This is a genomic window from Egbenema bharatensis FJBBOT/2019 (assembly GCF_048077055.1).
GTDB lineage: Bacteria > Cyanobacteriota > Cyanobacteriia > Elainellales > Elainellaceae > Egbenema > Egbenema bharatensis.
Genome location: NZ_CP182236.1, coordinates 349,752 through 368,687, shown reverse-complemented (window position 1 = coordinate 368,687; position 18,936 = coordinate 349,752). Strand labels below are relative to the sequence as shown.

The following is an 18,936-nucleotide window of genomic DNA, read 5'->3' as shown; positions in this document are numbered from 1 at the left end:
CGGCTGCTCTATGTGGCCATGACCCGCGCCAAACGGCTCCTATGGATGTCGGCGGCTCAAAAAGCTCCCTTCACCTGGAGTAAGCCGGAAAATCTCGACGATCGATCGCCCTGTCCAGCGTTACGCGCAATGGTGCATCAGTTTCCACAATCGCTCCGGAACGATCGCTGAACGTTGAACCTGATGAGTTAAATCATGGGCAGAGTCGGACTCGAACCGACATGACCGAAGTCGCCACATTTTGAGTGTGGTGCGTCTACCAATTTCGCCATCCGCCCTTGGATGCAGCTTCACCATTATAGTGCATCAATTGCCTTTGTGACAGAACTGGATCATGCAAATTTGAGTGGGGCATACCTACCAGTTTCGCCAGCCACCCTTAAATTGATCTTCGTCTTTACGCTGCATCAACTGCCCGGCCAACAGGGATTGATAATCTTGAGTGCTGGCCCAGCGATCGATTTCCCTGGCTCGCAGGACTGGAACTGGATGGGTTAACTGTTCCGTCTGAATTTGCCGCAGCATTTTACCCAGGTCATCCATGCTGTGTTCCTCATAGGAACGGGCCTGAGCCAGGAACGCATCCAGGTTCAGGTGAGGAGCCAGGGAGGGAGAACCGCCGGATAATTTCATCAAGACCGAAGCCACCACTCTGGGATCCTGAGCCACCAATAAGGCCGCTCGATCGCAGGTAAACTCAGCACAGCGAATCCACTGAAGAATCTGGGTCTGTAAGCTCTGGGCCAGCAACCCGCCCAAGGGAGTCAGTTGTCCTGCCGCCAGAACGACGATGTTTGCCAGGGTGAGGTAGACACTATGCTCACACTTGAGATGCCCCAGCTCATGGGCAATCACCGCCTGAATTTCTTCGGGGGTGAGTAGTTCCATCAGCGATGTGTGGATCACAATGAACGGCTGTTTACCTCGCATGGCAAAGGTATAAGCATTCGGCACCGGGTTCTGCCGCACGTAAAGCTGGGGTGGCTCCAGATCCAGAATGTTGCAGGCCTCGATCAACAGCTTATGAATGTGGGGAAGCTGCTGCTCGCTGACTAAAACGCTAGAGGCAATATTGTCCAGGTAAAAAACTTGCTCTGCTACACCACCCAGGAGCGATCGAATTACTAAATCCAGAGCCGGAATTTGCTTGAGTGCTTTCGTCGCTTCTAAATCCAGGGGATGACGAAAATGATCAGATTTCAGACCAATCAAGGTCGTTTTGGAATAAGCCATAAGAATTTGTGACGCGCTGGGAACCAAACTGCGCAAACAACCATTTCATGCTCATTGTAGCGAGGAATAGCCCGACTGATGGGAACGATCATCCCTTCGCGGCTCCCCGATTCCTTCATCCAAGCTTTAAAGAGTCTTGTCCTGAACTCTGCACGAACCACGCGGATTGCTGTCCTGCACCCTCGTAAGTCTGACTGAGGCTATTAATTCCCGTGTGTTCTCACCTTGAATTGACTGACAAAAGTTGTGTGCCCTCACCCCCAACCCCTCGCCCCCTGGGAGAGGGGAGCGATTCACTTTTCCAGTTCCCTCTCCCCTCGGGAGAGGGCTAGGGTGAGGGCTTTCAGGGTCTTGACTAAGAAGTTTTGTCAGTCAACCAGGTTCTCACCTGTTCTCGTATGTTCTCGTGTGTTCTCATCTGTTAACATCCTGGCAGGCTGTTCGTCTCCCAGTTTTACCACCTCAATTGTTACGCCAAATCAATTGCTACGCCAAATCAATTGTTACGCCGAATCAAAGGTTCTCGACACATTTCAGGAGTATAAAGATGGCTTTAGATCCCCATGAGTTTTTGAAAACACTGGAACATCGATCGGGCTTTACCAACGACGATAAACAATTATTGCTATCCTACGCCGATTGGGGACAGACGATCGCCTCAGAGATGGCCGATCATTTCTACGCTTACCTCGACCGCGATCCAGAGATGAGCAACATTCTCACTGCCAAAGAAGGGCGGATGCATCGCCTGCGGGAAACCTTCATCCAGTGGTTCCATGAAATGTTTACTGGGATGGATAACTGGGACAAAGCATACGCCGATCGCCGCTGGCGCATTGGTCTGGTGCATGTCCAGATTGGCATCGGCCCTCAGCACGTTGTTCCAGCGATGGCGACTGTGGTTCAAGAAGTGGGCAACCGCCTGCGGGCAGAAGGCAAGGAGCAGGCTCTCCAGGATGCTCTGGGACGAATTTGCATGATTGACCTGGCCTTCATTGAGCAAGCCTATGTAGAAGTGAGTTCTGCTGCCGTTCTGCGAGAAACCGGATGGTCAGAGGGACTGTTCAAACGGTTGATTGCTACGGGAGCAGGAACGATGTAAGGCATCAGGGGGGCGGAATAGGGAAAGGGACGATCGAGATTCAACGGCAACTGAGGGGTGATCAGCGTTGGATCTCGATGGTGGGGCAATCTAACCCTACTCCTGCCTCAGTCCTCAAATCTTACTCCACCCCCACAGCAGGCTCAACCTCGATCGCTTCCCCCTTAGATGGGACGACAGGGTCGGTTTCCAGGTTGACACGCTGAAGCTTGGCTCCCAGGGTTTTGAGCTTGCCTTCCAGGTTTTCGTACCCGCGATCGAGGTGATGGAGTCCTTGAACGGTAGTCATTCCATCAGCAGCTAATCCTGCCAGTACCAGGGCGGCCGAGGCTCTCAGATCGGTCGCCAATACAGGTGCTCCGGATAAGAGCGGAACTCCCTGGACGATAGCGATATTGCCTTTTACCCGAATGTTGGCTCCCATGCGGGTGAGTTCAGCGACGTGCCGTAAACGATTCTCAAACAGGGTTTCTGTGATTACACTATTGCCGTCTGCCAGGGTGAGCAAAGCCATAAACTGGGCTTGCATATCCGTAGGAAAACCTGGATAGGGCAATGTTTTAATATCTACTGCTCGGTGATGTCCGCCAGGGACAACGCGCAACCGATTGGGGGCTTCTGAAACAATCTGAACGCCGATGCTCCGTAGTTTGGCAATTACTGCGGTCAGATGATCTGGAATCACAGGGGTGAGACTAATTTCCGATTGCGTGATGGCTCCGGCCACCAGAAAGGTTCCGGCTTCAATGCGATCGGGGATGATGGAGTAGTCGGCAGAGTGCAGGCTAGGAACCCCAGAAATCACCAGGGTATTCGTTCCGACACCGCGAATTTTGGCTCCCATGGCTCGGCAGAAGTTGGCAAGATCCACCACTTCAGGTTCCTGCGCCGCATTCTCAATGATGGTTTCCCCTTCCGCCAGGGTCGCTGCCATCATCAAAGTTTCGGTCGCGCCCACGCTGGGCACATCCAGATAAATCCGAGCACCTTTGAGTCGCTTGCCGCCCCGAACGTAAGCATGAACCGTGCCATGCTCAATCTGGACTTCGGCTCCAAGGGCCTGTAGACCGCGAACATGCAAATCAACGGGTCGCGCCCCGATCGCACAACCACCCGGTAGAGGCACCCGTGCCACTCCCAACCGAGCAAGTAATGGGCCGATGACGAAGAAACTGGCCCGCAGTTGGCTCACCAAGTCATAGGGAGCCTGGGATTGCCGAATATGACGAGCATCTACATCCAGCGTGTCACCGTTGCGAGTTAGCTTCACGCCCAGGGATGCCAGAATTTCGCCCATTCGGGAGACATCTACCAGGGAGGGAACGTTGCGGATGCGGCAGTCCCCTGCACAGAGCAGTGCCCCAGCCATAATGACCAGCGCGGAGTTTTTTGCACCGCTAATTTCAACCTGCCCTTGCAGAGAATGCTTACCCCAAATCTGTAAAACAGATTCGCCTTCCTCAGAGGAAGCCTGGGAGCTTTTCACATTGAGAGTGGGAGTAATGGCTCTACCCTCCAAAATTTATAACGTAGTGGACTAAATTGAGTTTGCAAGTTGGCGTTGCAAATTGCAAATTTTGGTTTTGATTCTACCGGAAAGATTTAAAATGTCCAGTCTTTTCGTCCGGGCATTACAGAGTCGATCCTGAGTAACCAAACTTAACCTGACCTACCTTCGCACATTTATTAGAATTAAACTAGTTGACGAATGCCACAATTTAGCAGATGATAAGAAATCGCGCGGTCAGTGAGTGAAATAAAGTTTACTGACAGGCTGAAACAAGCGGAACTGGCGGAATTGGTAGACGCGCTAGATTCAGGTTCTAGTGTCTGCAAAGACTTCCGGGTTCAAGTCCCGGGTTCCGCATTCAAGCCAGTGATTCAGGTGGGGTCAAAAGGGGCAGACTTTATTGGTAAATTCTGTCCTGATGACACTACTCCAATCGCTTGAAAAAAATTTACTCCAGGCAAAAGTGAATTAAGTTTTGAAAACCTGATGAATGGATTGTTTGTCTCAACAAAATTTCAATCATTGTGCGATCGATTCCCTGAATATGCTGAAGGGTAGTTTGACTCATTAAAGTCTGCAATGGAGCCAACCATCACCAGCTTGCAAAATCCCCTGGTTAAGCAGATGCGAAAGCTGCATCAGGCAAAGGAACGCCGATCGCAGGATGTCTTTTTGCTGGAGGGAACCCATCTGTTAGAGGAGGCTTACGCCAATGGGTATGCCCCGGTTACAGTTTGCTGTACTCCCACCTGGCAGGAGTCCCATCCCGACCTCTGGCAGCAGTCCACAGCCCGATCACAGCGATCGGAGTTGGTTAGTGCTGAAGTGCTGAAGTCGATCGCCACGACGGTAAACCCGGACGGAGTGGTGGCTACTGTCCAGCGAGGGCGAAAATCTCCCGATTTAGGCCAGATGCAGTTGGGGGTCGCTTTAGAAACCATTCAAGATCCAGGAAACCTGGGAACCGTGATTCGTACGGCGGCGGCAGTCGGTGCCGATGGTTTATGGTTAAGTGCCAACAGCGTTGATCTGGATCATCCGAAGGTGTTGCGGGCTTCGGCGGGGCAATGGTTTCGACTGCCCATGACGGTGAGTTCTGATCTGGGAGCTGAGCTTCAGGGGATGCAGCAGCAGGGTGTGCAAATTGTGGCAACGCTGCCCAATGCTGCAGTCACCTTCTGGGAGATTGATCTGACTCCCCCCACCCTGATTTTGCTGGGGAATGAAGGAGCAGGGTTGACCTCAGAACTGGCTGAAATCGCAGATGTTCAGGTCAAAATTCCTTTGGCATCAGGCGTAGAGTCGCTGAATGTGGCGGTTGCGGCTGCCCTGATCCTGTACGAGGCGCGTCGTCAACGAGATGGGAAGGGTAGGGGTGATTCCCAAGGAGAAGGGTAGGGGCGATTCGCGAATCGCCCTTACATTAGAGATTAACGATACCGTCGTTCACCCCCAAAGGATGAAGCCGATCGACGATTGTTGTTGTTTTCACGGGGTCTGGCTTTGCTGACTCGGAGATCCCGCCCCATCCACTCTGCACCGTCCAGGGCTTCAATGGCTGCCGTTTCATCCGTTTCAGACTCTAGCTCGACAAAGGCAAATCCCCGCATCCGCCCGGTTTCCCGATCGACCGGAAGCGACACATTACGAACAGTTCCATATTCTGCAAAAACTTGCTCTACATCTTCTTGCGTAACTTGATAGGACAAGTTGCCGACATAAATAGACATAACTCGTGCGTCTCCAAATTTCGTTGACGGATTGGCATTGAGAATTCGGAGAGACGCTTTTCAAAAAAACGACTGGGCATCCGAACATAATGCTTGTTGACTTTTTAAATGATAGCTCTGGAATGGCGACAATGCTGCTAACAACGCGGCTAATTTGGTTGCAGTCAGGCTGCTTTTTAAGAACTTTTTAAAATTCATCTGAAGGCAGAGATAAGTCCTCTCTTTGGGTAGAAGAGGATCCATCGTGACTGCGGAAAAATGTCGATACGTCTAAATTTGACAAAGCTCAGGGGGAAGAGGATGTTCGACTTAATTGAGGCTACGGTAAAACCTTTAATGCTGAATGAAAAGGTATTAAACGTAGCCTATGATTTGTATTTGAAGGCTCCACAAGCCCAGTATCCAATCATTGATTTGAAAGTTTTATCTGATCGGACTGGGGCGAGTTTGTTAGAGTGCCGAAATGCGATCGTTGAGGCGAATCAATTAGGACGCTTTCCCAACTGCTCATTACAGGTTTAGTTACTATTATGATGTTTAATATTACGTTTAATTTCTGCTGCTAAGTTTCCTGTCCATCCGGTTGACCATCAGGACTGGGGGATTCGAGGGGGGTGGTGTGATTCCAGGTGGCGGCAGATTCAGCGGCCAGGCGAGGGGGTGAATGGGCATTACCATAGAGTGGCGTAGCATCCAGTGATGGGGATGGAACCAATTCTAACTGCTGGGGCGATCGCTTCGTTTTGCTGGGTTGTCGTCTGCGCCGGGAAACGCCTTCCTCCGTTGTTTCCTCCGCTACGACCTCATAGAGCACCGCAGTTTTCTGAATCCGTCCTTTGCGCAGCACCCGTCCCAATCGCTGAATATATTCTCGGGCCGAACCCGTCCCCGACAGCAGAATCGCTACATTTGCTTCCGGCACATCCACCCCTTCATTTAACACATGGGACGCAACCAGCATTTTATAGGTTCCCTCCCGAAACCGTTGGAGAATAGCATGGCGTTCTTTGACCGGGGTTTGGTGGGTGATCGCGGGAATGAGGAACGATTGGGAAATTCGATACACCGTGGCATTGTCATTCGTAAAAATTAATGTTTGCTCTGGATAGTGTCGCTCCAGCAACTCAGCCAGGATCCGCAGCTTGCCTTCTGTCCCCAGGGCGATCGTCCGGGCTTCCCGATGGGCCAGCATGGCCCGCCGTCCGGCTTGCGACTGAGCACTGACCTGCACAAATCGCTGCCAGCCTTGCAGGGTTCCCAGGCGAATTTTGGATTTTTGCAAAAACTCATCGCGGGTTTGAATCAGAGCATCATACTGTTCGCGTTCCGGAGGGGATAGCTCCACTTTAATTTGAATAATTTCATGATGGGACAGGGCTTTCCCTGCCAACTCTTCCGCCGTGCGATGATAAACGACTGTACCGAGCAGCGTATCCAGGTCGGTGTGCTTGCCATCGGATCGATCGGGGGTGGCTGTTAATCCCAACCGATAAGGCGCGATCGCATATTCGGCAATCACCCGGTTAAAGTCCGTCGGCAGATGATGGCACTCATCACAAACCAGCAGTCCGTAGCGATTTCCCAACGATTCGGCATGGATGGCTGCACTGTCGTAGGTGGCCACCAAAATCGGCGTGCGATCGCGGGAACCGCCCCCCAGTAACCCAACTTCTGCATCCGGGAAGGTGGTGATCAGTTGGGCATACCACTGATGCATTAAGTCCAGTGTTGGCACGGTGATCAGGGTACTGCAAGCCGCTTCTTGCATCGCCATTTGTGCCAGGTAGGTTTTCCCTGAAGCAGTCGGCAATACGACTACCCCACGATGTCCCGCCTGAATCCAGGCTGTGAGGGCTTCCTGCTGATGGGAATAGGGCTGTCGATCGCTTTGGGCGAATAGACTCACCGATGGAAAATCCTGGGCTTCATCGCTAAAGGCTGCCTTTTCGGTCTTCAGCGTCGCCACCAACTCCCGATACTGGATAGCCGGAACCCGAAACCGCTCCACGCGATCGTCCCAGGTGGCAAAGTCAATCCAGGACTTCCCTCTGGGGGGTGGATGCAGGATCAATGTGCCGCGATCGAATTTTAGGGTTGGGATGCGCCCCATAGGGTTCTGTCGATTTGAGATTTTAGATTGACGATTTTGGATTGAGAGGCTTTGCTACGATTATCTTTCGCTTATTGTATGGTAGAGGATGTTTGAAACGGATGCTTTGCAATGGATTCTTTTTGCAATGGATTTTTTAAAGGCAAACTTCAGGATCAGCGTTGGCATTGTGGGCAGTAGTAGAGCCGTCGTCCGCCCAGCATTTCCTTAACGATCGCAGTTTTGCAAACATAGCAGGGTTTTCCCCAACGATTAAATACCCAGTGACGATAGTCTTTGCGCCGTTTGCCTTCATCCTTGAGCATTTGGGCCAGTTGCAAATCATTGGTGATGCCGTTGTAGTGATAGGACTGATGGGCCAGGGCGATCGATACTTCAGCCAGGCGTTGAATTTGCTCTGGGGTACAGTCCATCGGCCGGTATAGGGGCGGAATGCGGGCCACAAACAGGACTTCACTCCGCAGGTAATTCCCTAATCCGCTCAAAAAATGCTGATCCAGCAATAACCCAATCCATCGTCGTCGCTGAAACTGGGGATCCTGAAATCGCTGAATCACCTGCTCCAGGGTGACAGTCGGATCAAGCACATCCAATCCAACTTTGCTTAAGAACGGATGGGTGGCGATTGTTTCATCAGTCAGCACTTCAATGTCTGACGCGCTGTAGAGTAGGGCTGATTTCTTTTCGTTGTGAATCGCTAACCGCAGTTGCCGTCGGGTATCTGGATAAGAGTAGGCTTGACGAATCATCCACACACCATAAAGCTGATTGTGGCTATAAATGCTGAGGTCATTGTCAAACCGAATCAGCATCGCCTTACCTCTGGTTTGGACTGCGGTGACAACCCTGCCCGTCAATTTTGCTTCGTAGGGCTTGAGATGCTCGAAGGCAAAAAAGATTTCGGTGGTGGGACGATCGATTACTGCCTTGGCAAGGCGATCGGCGGCACGTTTAATTTCGGGGCCTTCGGGCATGGGTTTGGGGAACTGAACGGTTTGAGGAAAACGGGTTTACCCTGTCACCATTCGGCTGAAGCGATGGATGCAGGTTGCGCTTGTCTTCACTTACCTACTCTAACCTGGTTGACCACCCATATTCTCTACGTGAGTCCCATAGCCAGCTTAAGTTGGAGAAGTTAGAGAATGTAATCAATGAAGAAGACTCCCATTTCCTCTCAGAATAGGAGTCCAGTATTGTCAAGTTAAGCAATGAATCAAGTCGTTACTTGAGTTAAAACCAGATCACACAAAGTGTTAATCATTGGTCATCTATGTATGCGAATTGGTCATGCCATTGCTACTGGCTGATGCCCGTTTTGGGGAGTACAAACAGGACGATTTGCTTTGACCTGTGGTTCTAAATTAATCTCTGGTTCTAAGTAAACAAAAACTTTTTCTCTGACGCAGGGTGGAGTTTTGATGAATACTTTTGGCTCTACAAACAGCGGTACAGTAATTTTAACGGGAACAACATATTCACAGGCTTGTGCATAGTAGTGCTCATAGGATTGGGCGTTAGACATTTTCAAACTCCTTGTTTAGGTTTTAGTGATTGGTGAACAAGCTTTTTTATGGCTGTCTGGGTTGTTCATCCGGTATGTTTCAACTTTACGAGGAAGTTTCAGAAATGAAAATGGGGATAATTTAGGGAAAGTTAAGGAGTTGATATAAACAGCTATTTATGTTGGCCATACAATACGCAGGGCGACCCATATGCAATGCGAACTCAGGGCGACAAGGTTTCAACAAACCGTTGAATTGCTTTGAAATACGATCGATCGCCCGGTTGATAAATGCTGACGTGATCTGCTTCGGGAATCAGGAATAATTGCTTAGGCTCTGGTGCAGCAGCGTATAGCCGTTGACTCATTTCAGAGGGCACCACAGAGTCAGAACTGCCATGGTTTTCCGGCTTAAAGGTACATGTCCCCGCAATCTCAAAATTACTGACCGATCGCTATTCCAGTCCGCTTGTGAACGTAGCTTGATCAGCCTGCGCTAAAAATTTGCTCTGCTGTCAGTTCAAGTTGGGGAAATGCCAGGGATTGAATTCTATCCTTATTTCTAAACTGTTGTACCTGATATTCTCCTTCTACCAGGGTATAAAGCGAAAGCGTGGGTTGTTTAGGAAAGCCAATGTAAAGTAAAAAGATTAGCTCCAGAGCCATTTTAAATTGAGAGTGAATTTGGGGAGAACCGTTTCTCCAGAAAGGGAATTGGGGGCTTGCAATACTTCAACCGATCGCCCTGGACGGTAAATTTCTGCCTGGTTTGCTTCAGGATCAAGTAACCAACCTAACCTTGCGCCACCATTGAGGTATTCCTGCATTTTTGCCTGGAGGAGCATGAGGTTATCACTGGGCGATCGCAGTTCCAGAACAAAATCGGGGCAGAGGGGCGGAAATTTGCGCTGTTGTTCAGGGGTGAGGGCTTCCCACCGTGATCGTTCAACCCATGCTACATCCGGCGATCGTTCTCCTCCGTTCGGCAATCTAAAGCAGGTAGAGGAATCGAAGACTTGCCCAAATTAAGCTGCTCATTCCAGACCACAAATCGTGCAATTAGGGTAGCATTGTTCATACCCGTTTCTCCGCCAGTGGGCGACATAATCACCAGTTCTCCGGTAGGGGTGCGTTCAAATTTGATGTCAGGGTTGGCAGCACAAAGTCGCTCGAACTGGATATGGGTAAGGATGACATTAGCAGAGCTTTGTTCGGAGAGAATGGGGCTAAGGTCAATGGTGAAGGTGGTCAATGGTTTTACCTCCTATTCGCCTGGATGGGGCTGTAGTTTGGCTCATGATGGTTTCTTGAGGCTCACGATAGTTCTATTATGAGTTCATGAGTTGGGTAACGGTCGATCGAACGAGGGACTGTAAAAGGTGAAGCTGAGTCTCTAAGTTGATCTCATAAAGCGTTTGATTCGTGCTGCCTGCATGCTTCACCTCAGTATTCACTTGATGAATTTCATCCAGCGAAGCGTTCATTAAGGCAGGACAAACTGCAAACGGAATTTCTGAAACAGCCAGAAACTTCGGCTGAAATCGATCAGCAACAAATGCCAGGGAACTACCCGGCGACACATGACCTGGTTCTGCCTTAGACAGAGCTAACTCAAAGAATCCGGGTGCTAAAACGCTCTGGGCTACTCCGGTTGGATCATGATCTAACAAAGGAATTTCAGGAGGAACAATTGCCGTCATATCCTCGATCACCCGTTGAACCAAGGGAGGATCAGAGGGTTCACCGACATAGAAAAACAATCCAGGTGCGATCGGTGCTGCTGCATGGAGGGAGAAATAAGCATCAATTTGAGAGAATTTTTGGAACCACTGTCGGATCGCAACGCACTCAGGATAGGTGTCAGCCATAAAGTTTCCTTCCAGATCTCGCTCATGGCTGAGGTTCAGGGCATCCTGTAGCGTAAATGTTGATGATACAGTAGCGGCATTTGGATACAGGCAGTCTGGATCAGCAATTGGAACAAACCCAAATCGGACAGACGGAATGGGCGTTTGGACGATCGATTGTAGAATTGCAACTGCTGCCAAAGAACCCACAATTTCAGTGGCATGACAGCCCGCCAAAATCACGACGGTATACTTTGCCTGCTCCTCGCCAACCGTAACCCCGTAGAGCGATCGTCCTTCACCAGAGACACCAATTTGCTCGATCGATGCTCCCAGAGCCGCTGTTTCCAGAATCAAAGAATCGAGTTGGTTTAGATCAGACCACTGCATTTTTAGCCCCATGCATTGCTAATCCCGACATTGCCAAGCTTTTCCCATGCTATGACATCATCTAACGGCATTATCCAAAAGTAAAGGTGAGCCAGATCTGCCCATTGCTGACCTTCGCTCACCGATGAAATGAAATGATTCAATTTTTTGATGCGATCGCTCTATGTCGCCGAGGGTTCGGAAGTTTAGGGATTCGGGATTCGGGCACCCAGTCGAAGTCGATTTTCGAGAAATTCTCAATGGCTTTTTCTATGTTCAACGCAGCGACTGCCAGTGGGAAATGCTAATGCTGTAAGGAAAATTTACCGTTCCCAGCGAAACTTGCGATCGGCTTCCTGAATCGGTACATCATTAATGCTGGCTTCCCGGCGTTGCATTAAACCATTGGGGGCAAACTCCCACTGTTCATTGCCGTAGGCGCGATACCACTGACCTGAATCCGTGTGATATTCGTACTCAAATTTGACAGAAATTCGATTGCCCGTGAAGCTCCACAGTTCTTTCCTGAGCCGATAGTCCAGTTCGGTGTTCCACTTGCGGGTGAGAAATTCGCGGATTTGATCTCGTCCGCTGAAAAACTCCGATCGATTGCGCCAGGTGGAATCTTTGGTGTAAGCCAGGGACACTTTTTCTGGATTGCGGGTGTTCCAGGCATCTTCTGCGGCCTGAACTTCGGCCTTTGCCGTTTCCAGGGTGAAGGGAGGCAGGGGTGGTTTCACTTCCAGCGCAGCCCACTCTTTATCAGCGTTGGACTTCAAAGTGGCTTCATCGGCTTCCCACTGCGGTTTGGTGTTGCCCAGTTCACTGTTGTAGAACAAGTACAGTTTGTTGTCGGTGACTTTGTAGGTTTCTGGATCAACCTCAACCAATTTGCCTTCGGAGATAGCAACGGCACAGAATCCACCATACTGGGGACTGTATTGTTCGGGGGCTGCCTCGAATTTAGCTTTGTTATCGGGAGTGGCAAAGAAATAGATGGCTCCATCATAGGAAACAGTGAGATCTGGCTTACCAGAAATGGGATAACCGGAAAAATAGGACACCGGATCATATCCCTGGATGGCGACTCCCGATTCATTCAAACTGGTAATCGTTGCCATGATTCATTCGCTCCTAAAGACATCAAGTTAAACAGACATCAAGTTAAACCGATATTTCTTTTAGCTGCGCTTCCAGTTCCGCAATCCTTGCCTGAAGCGGAGCGATCATCGTTTCCACTTCGGTTTCGGAATAGCGAATCGGAATGTGTTGGGGACAGTTTTCGCTGATTGCCTCGACGTGAAACAGAATGGCTCGTTCAATGTTGGCAGGATAATCTGGCACACGGAGGCGATCGATGATTTCAGCATCATTTTCCACCCATTCAGCTCGACCCCAAATCTTGATTCGTTTGCGGTGGCGATAGTCCATCAAAAACAGAAAGGCTTTATCGTTGCCGGATAAATTACCGATTGTGATGTACTGAGCATTTCCAGAAAAATCTGCAAAGCCAAGGGTCTTTTCATCTAACACTTGAAGGAATCCTGGTGGGCCACCCCGAAACTGAATGTAAGGATAACCATTGGAACTGACTGTGCCCAGGTAAAACCCATCTAATTGCCCAATCAATTCTGCTAGTTTTGGCGTGATTGTATTATTAGTTGGCCCACTGGCAATATAGCGATCGTAGGTCTGCCGTGAACCTCGCTTCTCCTGCGCTGCCTGCACTTCTGGCGTGAAGGCAATTTCTCCAAACCGACGAGCCATAGTGATCTCCTAAATGTGCTCTCCAGCCGTAGTGGGTGCTTCAATACCCCTCATGCCTACAAACCCCGGAAGCTGTTTGACGCGATCGATCCAGGTCAACACGTGGGGATAAAGGGTGAGATCAATTTTGCCATCAGGGGCAAGGGCAACATAGGGAAATACGGCGATATCGGCGATCGTAGGGTGTCCCAACTCCAGCCATTCCCGGTCTGCCAGATGTTCATTCAACTGAGTCAAAATGAATTCTGCTTTCTGGTTCGTGCGGTCTATCGAGAGGTTCGTCACTTTGAACATATGATAGAGCCGAGCCGATTCTGGGCCCTGACGCACTTCTCCGGCTGTCGTTGAGAGCCAGCGAACCACTCGGCTCATGGGTTCTGCATCCAGGGGGAACCAGTCTGCTCCGCCGTACTGCCGCGCCAGATATACCAGAATTGCCTGGGCATCGGATAGAGTCAGTTCTCCGTCGGTCAGCACTGGAATTTGCCCAAAGGGATTGAGGGCTAAAAAGTCAGGCTGTTTGTGTGCCCCGGACATTAAATCGACCTTGATCCATTCATAATCCAGTCCCAGCAGGGACAGCATCAGTTTGACTTTGTAGCTGTTACCAGAGAGTTCGTGACCGTAGAGTTTAATCATGGTGAATACTGCTTGATTACTGTACCGTTCGTTCGGTCTAAATTGACTGTACCGAACGTTTGGTATAATGTCAATAGATTCATCTCCGCTTTTGGCGATCGTTTGATAAATGGCGTTTGATAAATGGCGAAAGAAACCTATGTTCCCTGTCTGCTGGGGCTATTTCGGCGGTATGGCTATGATGGGGCTACCCTATCCAAAATTTCTCAGGCAACAGGATTAGGAAAAGCCAGTCTCTATCATCATTTTCCGGGTGGTAAGGACGAAATGGTGCAGACCGTGCTGGATTATTTGGAACGCTGGATTGAGCAAAATATTTTGCAAGTGCTGAAGGAGGAAGGGGAGCCTGGAGCTCGATTGCAGCAAATGTGCGATCGCCTGCGTCTGGCTTATGAGGATGGTAATCAGCCCTGCTTAACGTCTATCTTGCTGTTGGGTTCTGCCCGTGATGTTTTTCACGATCGGGTGCAGGTCATTTATCAATCCTGGATCGATGCGATCGCCCATATTTTGATGGAATCGGGAATGGAGCAAAACCTGGCTCAAGAACGAGGAGAGGATGCGTTAATTACCATTCAAGGTTCACTGATTTTAGCGCAGGGATTACATGATCCTGCTCCGTTCCAGCGGGTGATGCAGCAGTTACCCAATCATCTTTGTTAGGTTGGGCAGGCAAGATGCCCACCCCACAAGTAGGGGCACACCGCAGTGTACCCTTCCGAATGTGCCCCTACGGAGTTAATTAGAGGATCATCGATCGCACGTAGATTCGGATGATTTCACCTTTCGTCCGTCCGCTGCCGTGAAGTTAGCCTTCAGCAAGTACCTTACCGTTCAACACGCTCCAATTCTTCACGAACCACTCTACGCAGGGTTTCCTCTAAAGGCTCACGACTTTGTTGAATATGCTGGCGCAAAGCTTCATTAATCATCATACGATGTCTTCTTTGGAAACACCCGCTGCCATTAAATCAGTCGCTACCCCTTCCTCAGTATCATCGTATTGAACCCAGACCTTATCACCAACCAAACTAAGGTGGATTGGTGTCGCGTAGAGGTACTGATCACCATGCCAACCCATATCTAGAACCAAGTACTGTCCTCGTTCATCATCAAAGATGACCTGAGAACTGTAGTCATCAGGCAAAGTAGCACGATAATCAGCATGATTTTGAAGGACGTTCTTAATAATACTTTGGTATTTTAATCGGGTATCCATTGCACAATTGCCTCACTTTCATCATCAAAGACAATTAACTTGACCCCCTGATTCTTGAGTAAGACCTGTCCTAATTCTATAGTGAACACGCTGTTTTACCCTGATCAACAAAAGTAGCGATCGCACTGAGGTGGTGGACAGGAGTAAACCAGAAGTCGTTGGGTTTCCTGCGTCAACCCAACCTACGGCGATGCGATCGCACTGTGTTATGCCGCGATCGCCACGCTGACTCACCAAGCCACTGCAAAACCTGTGTGCTGCCGGATTTTAGGATGACGAAAACCTAATACGATGTCTTCTTTGGAAACACCCGCTGCCATTTTGGGCTAATGCCTGTGGTTATGGAAACAAATTCAGGCGAATCCATAGTTGTCGTGCTGCGACTTGGGCAGGACTGTTCATCTCCAAGTACTCCACAGTAACCGCACCAATTGGAGTTATCCCTATAACTTCGCCAGATTCAGCATTGATTTGAAAATGATCGCCCCATTGATCTTCTCGCGGATGGAAGAAACGAGCTTCTACGTTGAAACGAGTGGACAATCCGCTGGTACGATTGCCTTTTCGAAGATTACAGGAACGACAAGCAAGGGCTAAATTGGCTTCATTGTTAGAACCTTGTCGAGAAAGTGGAACAATATGCTCCACCTCAAACGGAAAATTGAAAACAACTTCAGGAGCCTTACAGTATTCACAACGATGGTTTGCTCGTTGAGCGACCGTCGTGTAGTAAGGGTTCATAAATTTCCTTGCTGCATCAAAGCCGCAGTACGGGCTGTTGCCGCTTGCAGTTCCATTTCAACTAAGCCATTCAACTCTGCTTGTTGTTCTGGTGCCAGTTCCTGTCCTTGATCTCTTGCTGATCGCCAGAGGTTCATCAATTCTGACAACCGTTCCTGCTGTTCAGCACTAAAAAATGAGTCAGGACGAAAGCTTTGGATAATCAGCAGTGTACTCAGTTCTATCTCATCCAACTGAGCGGTTAAGGCATCCAGAGCCTGCCCTGCGGTTTTGCCAACGGAAAACTTGTCCCCTGCGATCGCACGATAGGCTCTTTCGCCATTACTGTCAGAGATTGGCAAGATAGCTACTGTAGTCATGATTTCTGCCCAAATCACTTGACCCAAATTATAGCTTCATCTAATCTCCCGCGAACTGTTGCAGCAGTTGCCTCAGCTGTGGCATCGGGTGAAGCTCAACGGCGGCAGATAACCCTGAAACGAAGCGCGAAGACTTGATCCCGTCCGGCTCAGAGGCTATGTTATGCTGCGTCACTTACAAAACTATAAGGAGTCTCCAACTTCGATTACTTCCCCTGGCGCAACAGTACTCAGCACACTGCGAACATCAGATATCAGAGGCACTAAATCTGGCAACCTATTACTGAGTGCTACAAGAACAATAACTGCTACTCCAGCTTGCTCTAAGTTCTGTTGATACCGCAAATTTTGATCTGTCGTCAGTAGAATCGTGAAGCCCTCTTGATTCATGAGCCGCAACAATTCACCATTCTTTTTTCCTGACCATCCCATTTCAACAACTGTGCGTATCTCATAGTCAGCCAGTTCCCGCTTGAGGGGACGTGGAACACATTCATCAAGCAGGATTCGCATAGGCTGTCAGCATTTCCTTTGCTAACTCAAGAGCTGAGATCGCTTGCTCACGCCGAACACTTGGAAAATGATCTAAAAATTCGTCGAGTGGATCACCTGCTTCGAGATAATCGAGTAACGTTTTCACTGGCACACGAGTTCCAACAAAAACAGGGGTTCCTCCTAAAATATCAGGGTCACTATGAATAACACGCGCTACGGTTGTCATATCAACTATCCAATAGCAGAAATCTCCTTGATCTTAGCCTACAATTTCTGATCAAAACGCCTGTCAGAAGCGATCGCTAGTCCTAGAGTAGCTTTCAACCTTACATGACAAACAAAAACGCTTTCGGTGCTGTCACCATTGAGGACTGAGCAGCACAACGGCAAAACGCAGCGGCGGCAGATAACCTTGAACTAAGCACCAGCGGCTTTCGTCCGTCCGCTGCCGTGACGTGTTATGCCTACCCAGATTAAGGGATAACACAGCAGATTCAATTAGTGCATAAATTAGCTAACAGTTATAGGGTTTTTCCTAGCCCAAGTTGCAATTGCACGTTCTACATCATCTAAATTGCTATCTACACCACGTATCCAATGTTTATACTCATCAGTTGGCAGGCAAGAAGCAGCGTATATGAAGGCGCGACGGATCCAGGGTGTCATTTGATGCAGGTATTGCTTACGACTGCGAAACCAAAAATCCTTTTTACTGCGTCCCATTGCCAGCAAAATTTCTCGTCTTGAAAAATCATCGTCAAGTGCATCGTTATAAAGCTTTATATACTGTTTGTCAGAATTCCACTCTCCATCTAATGAAAATGGTCTGAGCATATACATTCGGGAGTACTCAAGATGAGAAGCGGTTGAAGACTCATCTTTATAGATATTAATCAGTGATTCACCAAGATCAGCTTTTTCCTCTGGTTTTAGTTCATCAAGCTTTAAAAGATATTCAATTGTCTCACGTATGACTGGAACAAATTTGTTGAAATTATCGAAGATTAGATCAATTGCATCAATATCACCTATTTGTCCTAATCGACGCAACAAAAACTTCAGCAAAGAAAGGTCTGGTTCATCCTCCTCAATATGTTCGCGCAAAATATTCTCAAGATTCAACTCATCAATTGCCTTCTTGTATTCAGGAGAGAGAGTTTCATAGTTGATTTCCCCATATAGATCTGTAATTCCCATTGAGGAAAGCAAATCATAGAATCTCTCAGATAGAGTCTCAATCTCTCGTTTTTCATTCTCTTTTAAATACACTTTCTTGAAGACATCTACAGGAACAATCTTTGTTTTATTCTGCTGTAATGTGAGACCATGATTCTCAAGTAAAGAGCGGGCTACTAATGTAAGGTATTTGTATGCTTCTGCTTCAGACGTACAGAAAATTCGGAAATCATCAGAGTATCTGACATAGTGAGCATCTTCAGAAAGCAACATTTCATCAATGTCTGAAATGGTTACTTCAGCAATTAAGCGAGAAGCCGCAGAACCAACAGGGATACCATATGAATATGAACCAGCCCAATGAGCTATTAGGTCTTTCAAGACTTTTGCGTGCATATGACCGATGCCCAAGGCACTATCTAAAGCGTTGTCAATGCGGTGTGTATAGAGACGTGGGAAAAAATCTGCGATGTCAGCAATAACAACATGAGACGGATTAAGATTGTCACATATAGTTTGGGAAGATTTTTGAAAACTCTGATACGTATACTGTTTGGAAAACATAGTTCCATCAGCACTGGGAGAGAAGCGATAAGAATGAACAATATTTTGAATTACTGGAACTCTTACAGCCTCTAACTTTTTTCCGATTTCTTTAATGAGTGCTGTAAATACCAAAAAATCTAATGGGTCAAGTTGCGTTGAGATCCGAAATCCAAATCTATGCTTCGGTACTAAACAACGCCTGAAGGCTCTAACTCTCCAATCCAATATATCTGTATTCTGAATTGACTTCTTAATGTTTGCCCAGTCATCTGAAATTGCTTGAAACTCAAAAATCTCCGGAAAAATATCAGTATCACTCCAGGTAAGGGCATGTTTCAAAGCCCAATCTAAAGCAGCATCAGTAAGGCGTAGTGACATTGCTCTCTATACTATTACTACTGGAAACTTAGTAGGCATAACTATTAATAGGCTGAATTTTTCCGCATAAGATCCCAAACTGGGTAGATAGGCAGAATGATTCGGTATAACACCCAAAATTTGCTGCATATCCAGATTATTTCTGCATAAGATCCCAAAATGGGCAGATAGGCAGAACGATTCTGCATAAGATCCCAAATTACTACTTATGCCG

22 protein-coding genes, 2 tRNA genes and 6 pseudogenes are annotated in these 18,936 nt (G+C 48.5%); 7 read left to right on the top strand and 23 right to left on the bottom strand.

Annotation, left to right across the window (positions count from 1 at the left end; all coding sequences use genetic code 11):
• Window positions 1–18: 18 nt before the first annotated feature.
• A complete protein-coding gene (locus ACM1PF_RS01740; protein WP_416671854.1) occupies window positions 19–171 on the top strand; it encodes a hypothetical protein in 153 nt (50 codons plus the stop codon).
• Between the two features lie 25 nt (window positions 172–196).
• On the opposite strand, the gene ACM1PF_RS01735 is transcribed toward ACM1PF_RS01740, so the two are convergent.
• Window positions 197–278 (bottom strand) — tRNA-Leu (locus ACM1PF_RS01735).
• 79 nt (window positions 279–357) lie between these two features.
• Window positions 358–1,233 (bottom strand): M48 family metallopeptidase, encoded by an 876-nt coding sequence (locus ACM1PF_RS01730; RefSeq protein WP_416671853.1) that lies wholly within the window; start codon window positions 1,231–1,233, stop codon window positions 358–360.
• A gap of 547 nt (window positions 1,234–1,780) precedes the next feature.
• Between ACM1PF_RS01730 and ACM1PF_RS01725 the strand changes: the two genes are divergently transcribed.
• Entirely contained in the window at window positions 1,781–2,335 is a 555-nt protein-coding gene (locus ACM1PF_RS01725; RefSeq protein ID WP_416671852.1) for a protoglobin domain-containing protein, read from the top strand.
• A 121-nt stretch (window positions 2,336–2,456) separates the two neighbouring features.
• On the opposite strand, the gene murA is transcribed toward ACM1PF_RS01725, so the two are convergent.
• Entirely contained in the window at window positions 2,457–3,821 is a 1,365-nt protein-coding gene (murA, locus tag ACM1PF_RS01720) for a UDP-N-acetylglucosamine 1-carboxyvinyltransferase (RefSeq protein WP_416671850.1), read from the bottom strand.
• A gap of 297 nt (window positions 3,822–4,118) precedes the next feature.
• Here murA and ACM1PF_RS01715 point away from each other — a divergent pair.
• Both ACM1PF_RS01715 and ACM1PF_RS01710 read left to right on the top strand, forming a co-directional pair.
• Window positions 4,119–4,202 (top strand) — tRNA-Leu (locus ACM1PF_RS01715).
• 222 nt (window positions 4,203–4,424) lie between these two features.
• On the top strand, window positions 4,425–5,243 hold the full coding sequence (locus ACM1PF_RS01710) for a TrmH family RNA methyltransferase (RefSeq protein ID WP_416671848.1): 819 nt from the start codon (window positions 4,425–4,427) through the stop codon (window positions 5,241–5,243).
• A 32-nt stretch (window positions 5,244–5,275) separates the two neighbouring features.
• Here the strand turns inward: ACM1PF_RS01710 and ACM1PF_RS01705 are convergent, their stop codons facing one another.
• Complete coding sequence (locus tag ACM1PF_RS01705) at window positions 5,276–5,575, bottom strand: RNA recognition motif domain-containing protein (protein WP_416671846.1); 300 nt, start codon at window positions 5,573–5,575, stop codon at window positions 5,276–5,278.
• A gap of 300 nt (window positions 5,576–5,875) precedes the next feature.
• On the opposite strand from ACM1PF_RS01705, the gene ACM1PF_RS01700 reads away from it, so the two are divergent.
• Complete coding sequence (locus ACM1PF_RS01700; RefSeq protein ID WP_416671844.1) at window positions 5,876–6,097, top strand: hypothetical protein; 222 nt, start codon at window positions 5,876–5,878, stop codon at window positions 6,095–6,097.
• Between the two features lie 40 nt (window positions 6,098–6,137).
• On the opposite strand, the gene ACM1PF_RS01695 is transcribed toward ACM1PF_RS01700, so the two are convergent.
• The 7 genes and pseudogenes from ACM1PF_RS01695 to ACM1PF_RS01665 form a co-directional block, all read right to left on the bottom strand.
• A complete protein-coding gene (locus ACM1PF_RS01695) occupies window positions 6,138–7,685 on the bottom strand; it encodes a DEAD/DEAH box helicase (RefSeq protein ID WP_416671843.1) in 1,548 nt (515 codons plus the stop codon).
• A 155-nt stretch (window positions 7,686–7,840) separates the two neighbouring features.
• The gene (gene nei, locus ACM1PF_RS01690; protein ID WP_416671841.1) at window positions 7,841–8,659 is read right to left on the bottom strand and encodes an endonuclease VIII; all 819 of its coding nucleotides are present in this window, start codon (window positions 8,657–8,659) and stop codon (window positions 7,841–7,843) included.
• A gap of 311 nt (window positions 8,660–8,970) precedes the next feature.
• Entirely contained in the window at window positions 8,971–9,207 is a 237-nt protein-coding gene (locus ACM1PF_RS01685) for a hypothetical protein (RefSeq protein ID WP_416671840.1), read from the bottom strand.
• 203 nt (window positions 9,208–9,410) lie between these two features.
• The gene (locus ACM1PF_RS01680) at window positions 9,411–9,554 is read right to left on the bottom strand and encodes a hypothetical protein (RefSeq protein ID WP_416671838.1); all 144 of its coding nucleotides are present in this window, start codon (window positions 9,552–9,554) and stop codon (window positions 9,411–9,413) included.
• A 118-nt stretch (window positions 9,555–9,672) separates the two neighbouring features.
• Window positions 9,673–9,825, bottom strand: a pseudogene (locus ACM1PF_RS01675) (Uma2 family endonuclease); the annotation flags it as partial.
• An 11-nt stretch (window positions 9,826–9,836) separates the two neighbouring features.
• A pseudogene (locus ACM1PF_RS01670) lies at window positions 9,837–10,438 on the bottom strand (Uma2 family endonuclease).
• A 76-nt stretch (window positions 10,439–10,514) separates the two neighbouring features.
• On the bottom strand, window positions 10,515–11,423 hold the full coding sequence (locus ACM1PF_RS01665) for a M14 family zinc carboxypeptidase (RefSeq protein ID WP_416671837.1): 909 nt from the start codon (window positions 11,421–11,423) through the stop codon (window positions 10,515–10,517).
• A 196-nt stretch (window positions 11,424–11,619) separates the two neighbouring features.
• Between ACM1PF_RS01665 and ACM1PF_RS01660 the strand changes: the two are divergent.
• Window positions 11,620–11,709: pseudogene (locus ACM1PF_RS01660) on the top strand (IS5/IS1182 family transposase); the annotation flags it as partial.
• A 16-nt stretch (window positions 11,710–11,725) separates the two neighbouring features.
• On the opposite strand, the gene ACM1PF_RS01655 reads toward ACM1PF_RS01660, so the two are convergent.
• From ACM1PF_RS01655 to ACM1PF_RS01640, 4 genes and pseudogenes are all read right to left on the bottom strand, one after another.
• Entirely contained in the window at window positions 11,726–12,148 is a 423-nt protein-coding gene (locus ACM1PF_RS01655; protein ID WP_416676535.1) for a nuclear transport factor 2 family protein, read from the bottom strand.
• 15 nt (window positions 12,149–12,163) lie between these two features.
• A pseudogene (locus ACM1PF_RS01650) lies at window positions 12,164–12,523 on the bottom strand (YHS domain-containing (seleno)protein); the annotation flags it as partial.
• A gap of 43 nt (window positions 12,524–12,566) precedes the next feature.
• A complete protein-coding gene (locus tag ACM1PF_RS01645; protein ID WP_416671836.1) occupies window positions 12,567–13,169 on the bottom strand; it encodes a pyridoxamine 5'-phosphate oxidase family protein in 603 nt (200 codons plus the stop codon).
• 9 nt (window positions 13,170–13,178) lie between these two features.
• Window positions 13,179–13,808, bottom strand: a complete 630-nt coding sequence (locus tag ACM1PF_RS01640; protein WP_416671835.1) for a glutathione S-transferase family protein — start codon at window positions 13,806–13,808, stop codon at window positions 13,179–13,181.
• 123 nt (window positions 13,809–13,931) lie between these two features.
• Between ACM1PF_RS01640 and ACM1PF_RS01635 the strand changes: the two genes are divergently transcribed.
• Entirely contained in the window at window positions 13,932–14,471 is a 540-nt protein-coding gene (locus ACM1PF_RS01635) for a TetR/AcrR family transcriptional regulator (protein WP_416671834.1), read from the top strand.
• Window positions 14,472–14,635: 164 nt separating this feature from the next.
• Here the strand turns inward: ACM1PF_RS01635 and ACM1PF_RS01630 are convergent.
• The 8 genes and pseudogenes from ACM1PF_RS01630 to ACM1PF_RS01595 form a co-directional block, all read right to left on the bottom strand.
• Window positions 14,636–14,749: pseudogene (locus ACM1PF_RS01630) on the bottom strand (CopG family transcriptional regulator); the annotation flags it as partial.
• Window positions 14,740–15,027 (bottom strand): XisI protein, encoded by a 288-nt coding sequence (locus ACM1PF_RS01625; protein WP_416671833.1) that lies wholly within the window; start codon window positions 15,025–15,027, stop codon window positions 14,740–14,742. The pseudogene ACM1PF_RS01630 and the gene ACM1PF_RS01625, both read right to left, overlap by 10 nt.
• A 230-nt stretch (window positions 15,028–15,257) precedes the next feature.
• A pseudogene (locus tag ACM1PF_RS01620) lies at window positions 15,258–15,347 on the bottom strand (element excision factor XisI family protein); the annotation flags it as partial.
• Between the two features lie 19 nt (window positions 15,348–15,366).
• Complete coding sequence (locus ACM1PF_RS01615) at window positions 15,367–15,768, bottom strand: HNH endonuclease (protein WP_416671832.1); 402 nt, start codon at window positions 15,766–15,768, stop codon at window positions 15,367–15,369.
• Window positions 15,765–16,127: a hypothetical protein gene (locus ACM1PF_RS01610; protein ID WP_416671831.1), complete on the bottom strand. Its 363-nt coding sequence runs from the start codon at window positions 16,125–16,127 to the stop codon at window positions 15,765–15,767. Before ACM1PF_RS01610 ends, ACM1PF_RS01615 begins: the two co-directional genes overlap by 4 nt.
• Before the next feature lie 183 nt (window positions 16,128–16,310).
• The gene (locus tag ACM1PF_RS01605; RefSeq protein ID WP_416671829.1) at window positions 16,311–16,640 is read right to left on the bottom strand and encodes a DUF5615 family PIN-like protein; all 330 of its coding nucleotides are present in this window, start codon (window positions 16,638–16,640) and stop codon (window positions 16,311–16,313) included.
• Window positions 16,624–16,848, bottom strand: coding sequence for a DUF433 domain-containing protein (locus ACM1PF_RS01600; RefSeq protein ID WP_416671828.1), 225 nt, complete (start codon window positions 16,846–16,848; stop codon window positions 16,624–16,626). The genes ACM1PF_RS01605 and ACM1PF_RS01600 overlap by 17 nt, the downstream gene beginning before the upstream one ends.
• 284 nt (window positions 16,849–17,132) lie before the next feature.
• Window positions 17,133–18,722 (bottom strand): RNA-directed DNA polymerase, encoded by a 1,590-nt coding sequence (locus ACM1PF_RS01595; RefSeq protein ID WP_416671827.1) that lies wholly within the window; start codon window positions 18,720–18,722, stop codon window positions 17,133–17,135.
• Between the last annotated feature and the right edge of the window lie 214 nt (window positions 18,723–18,936).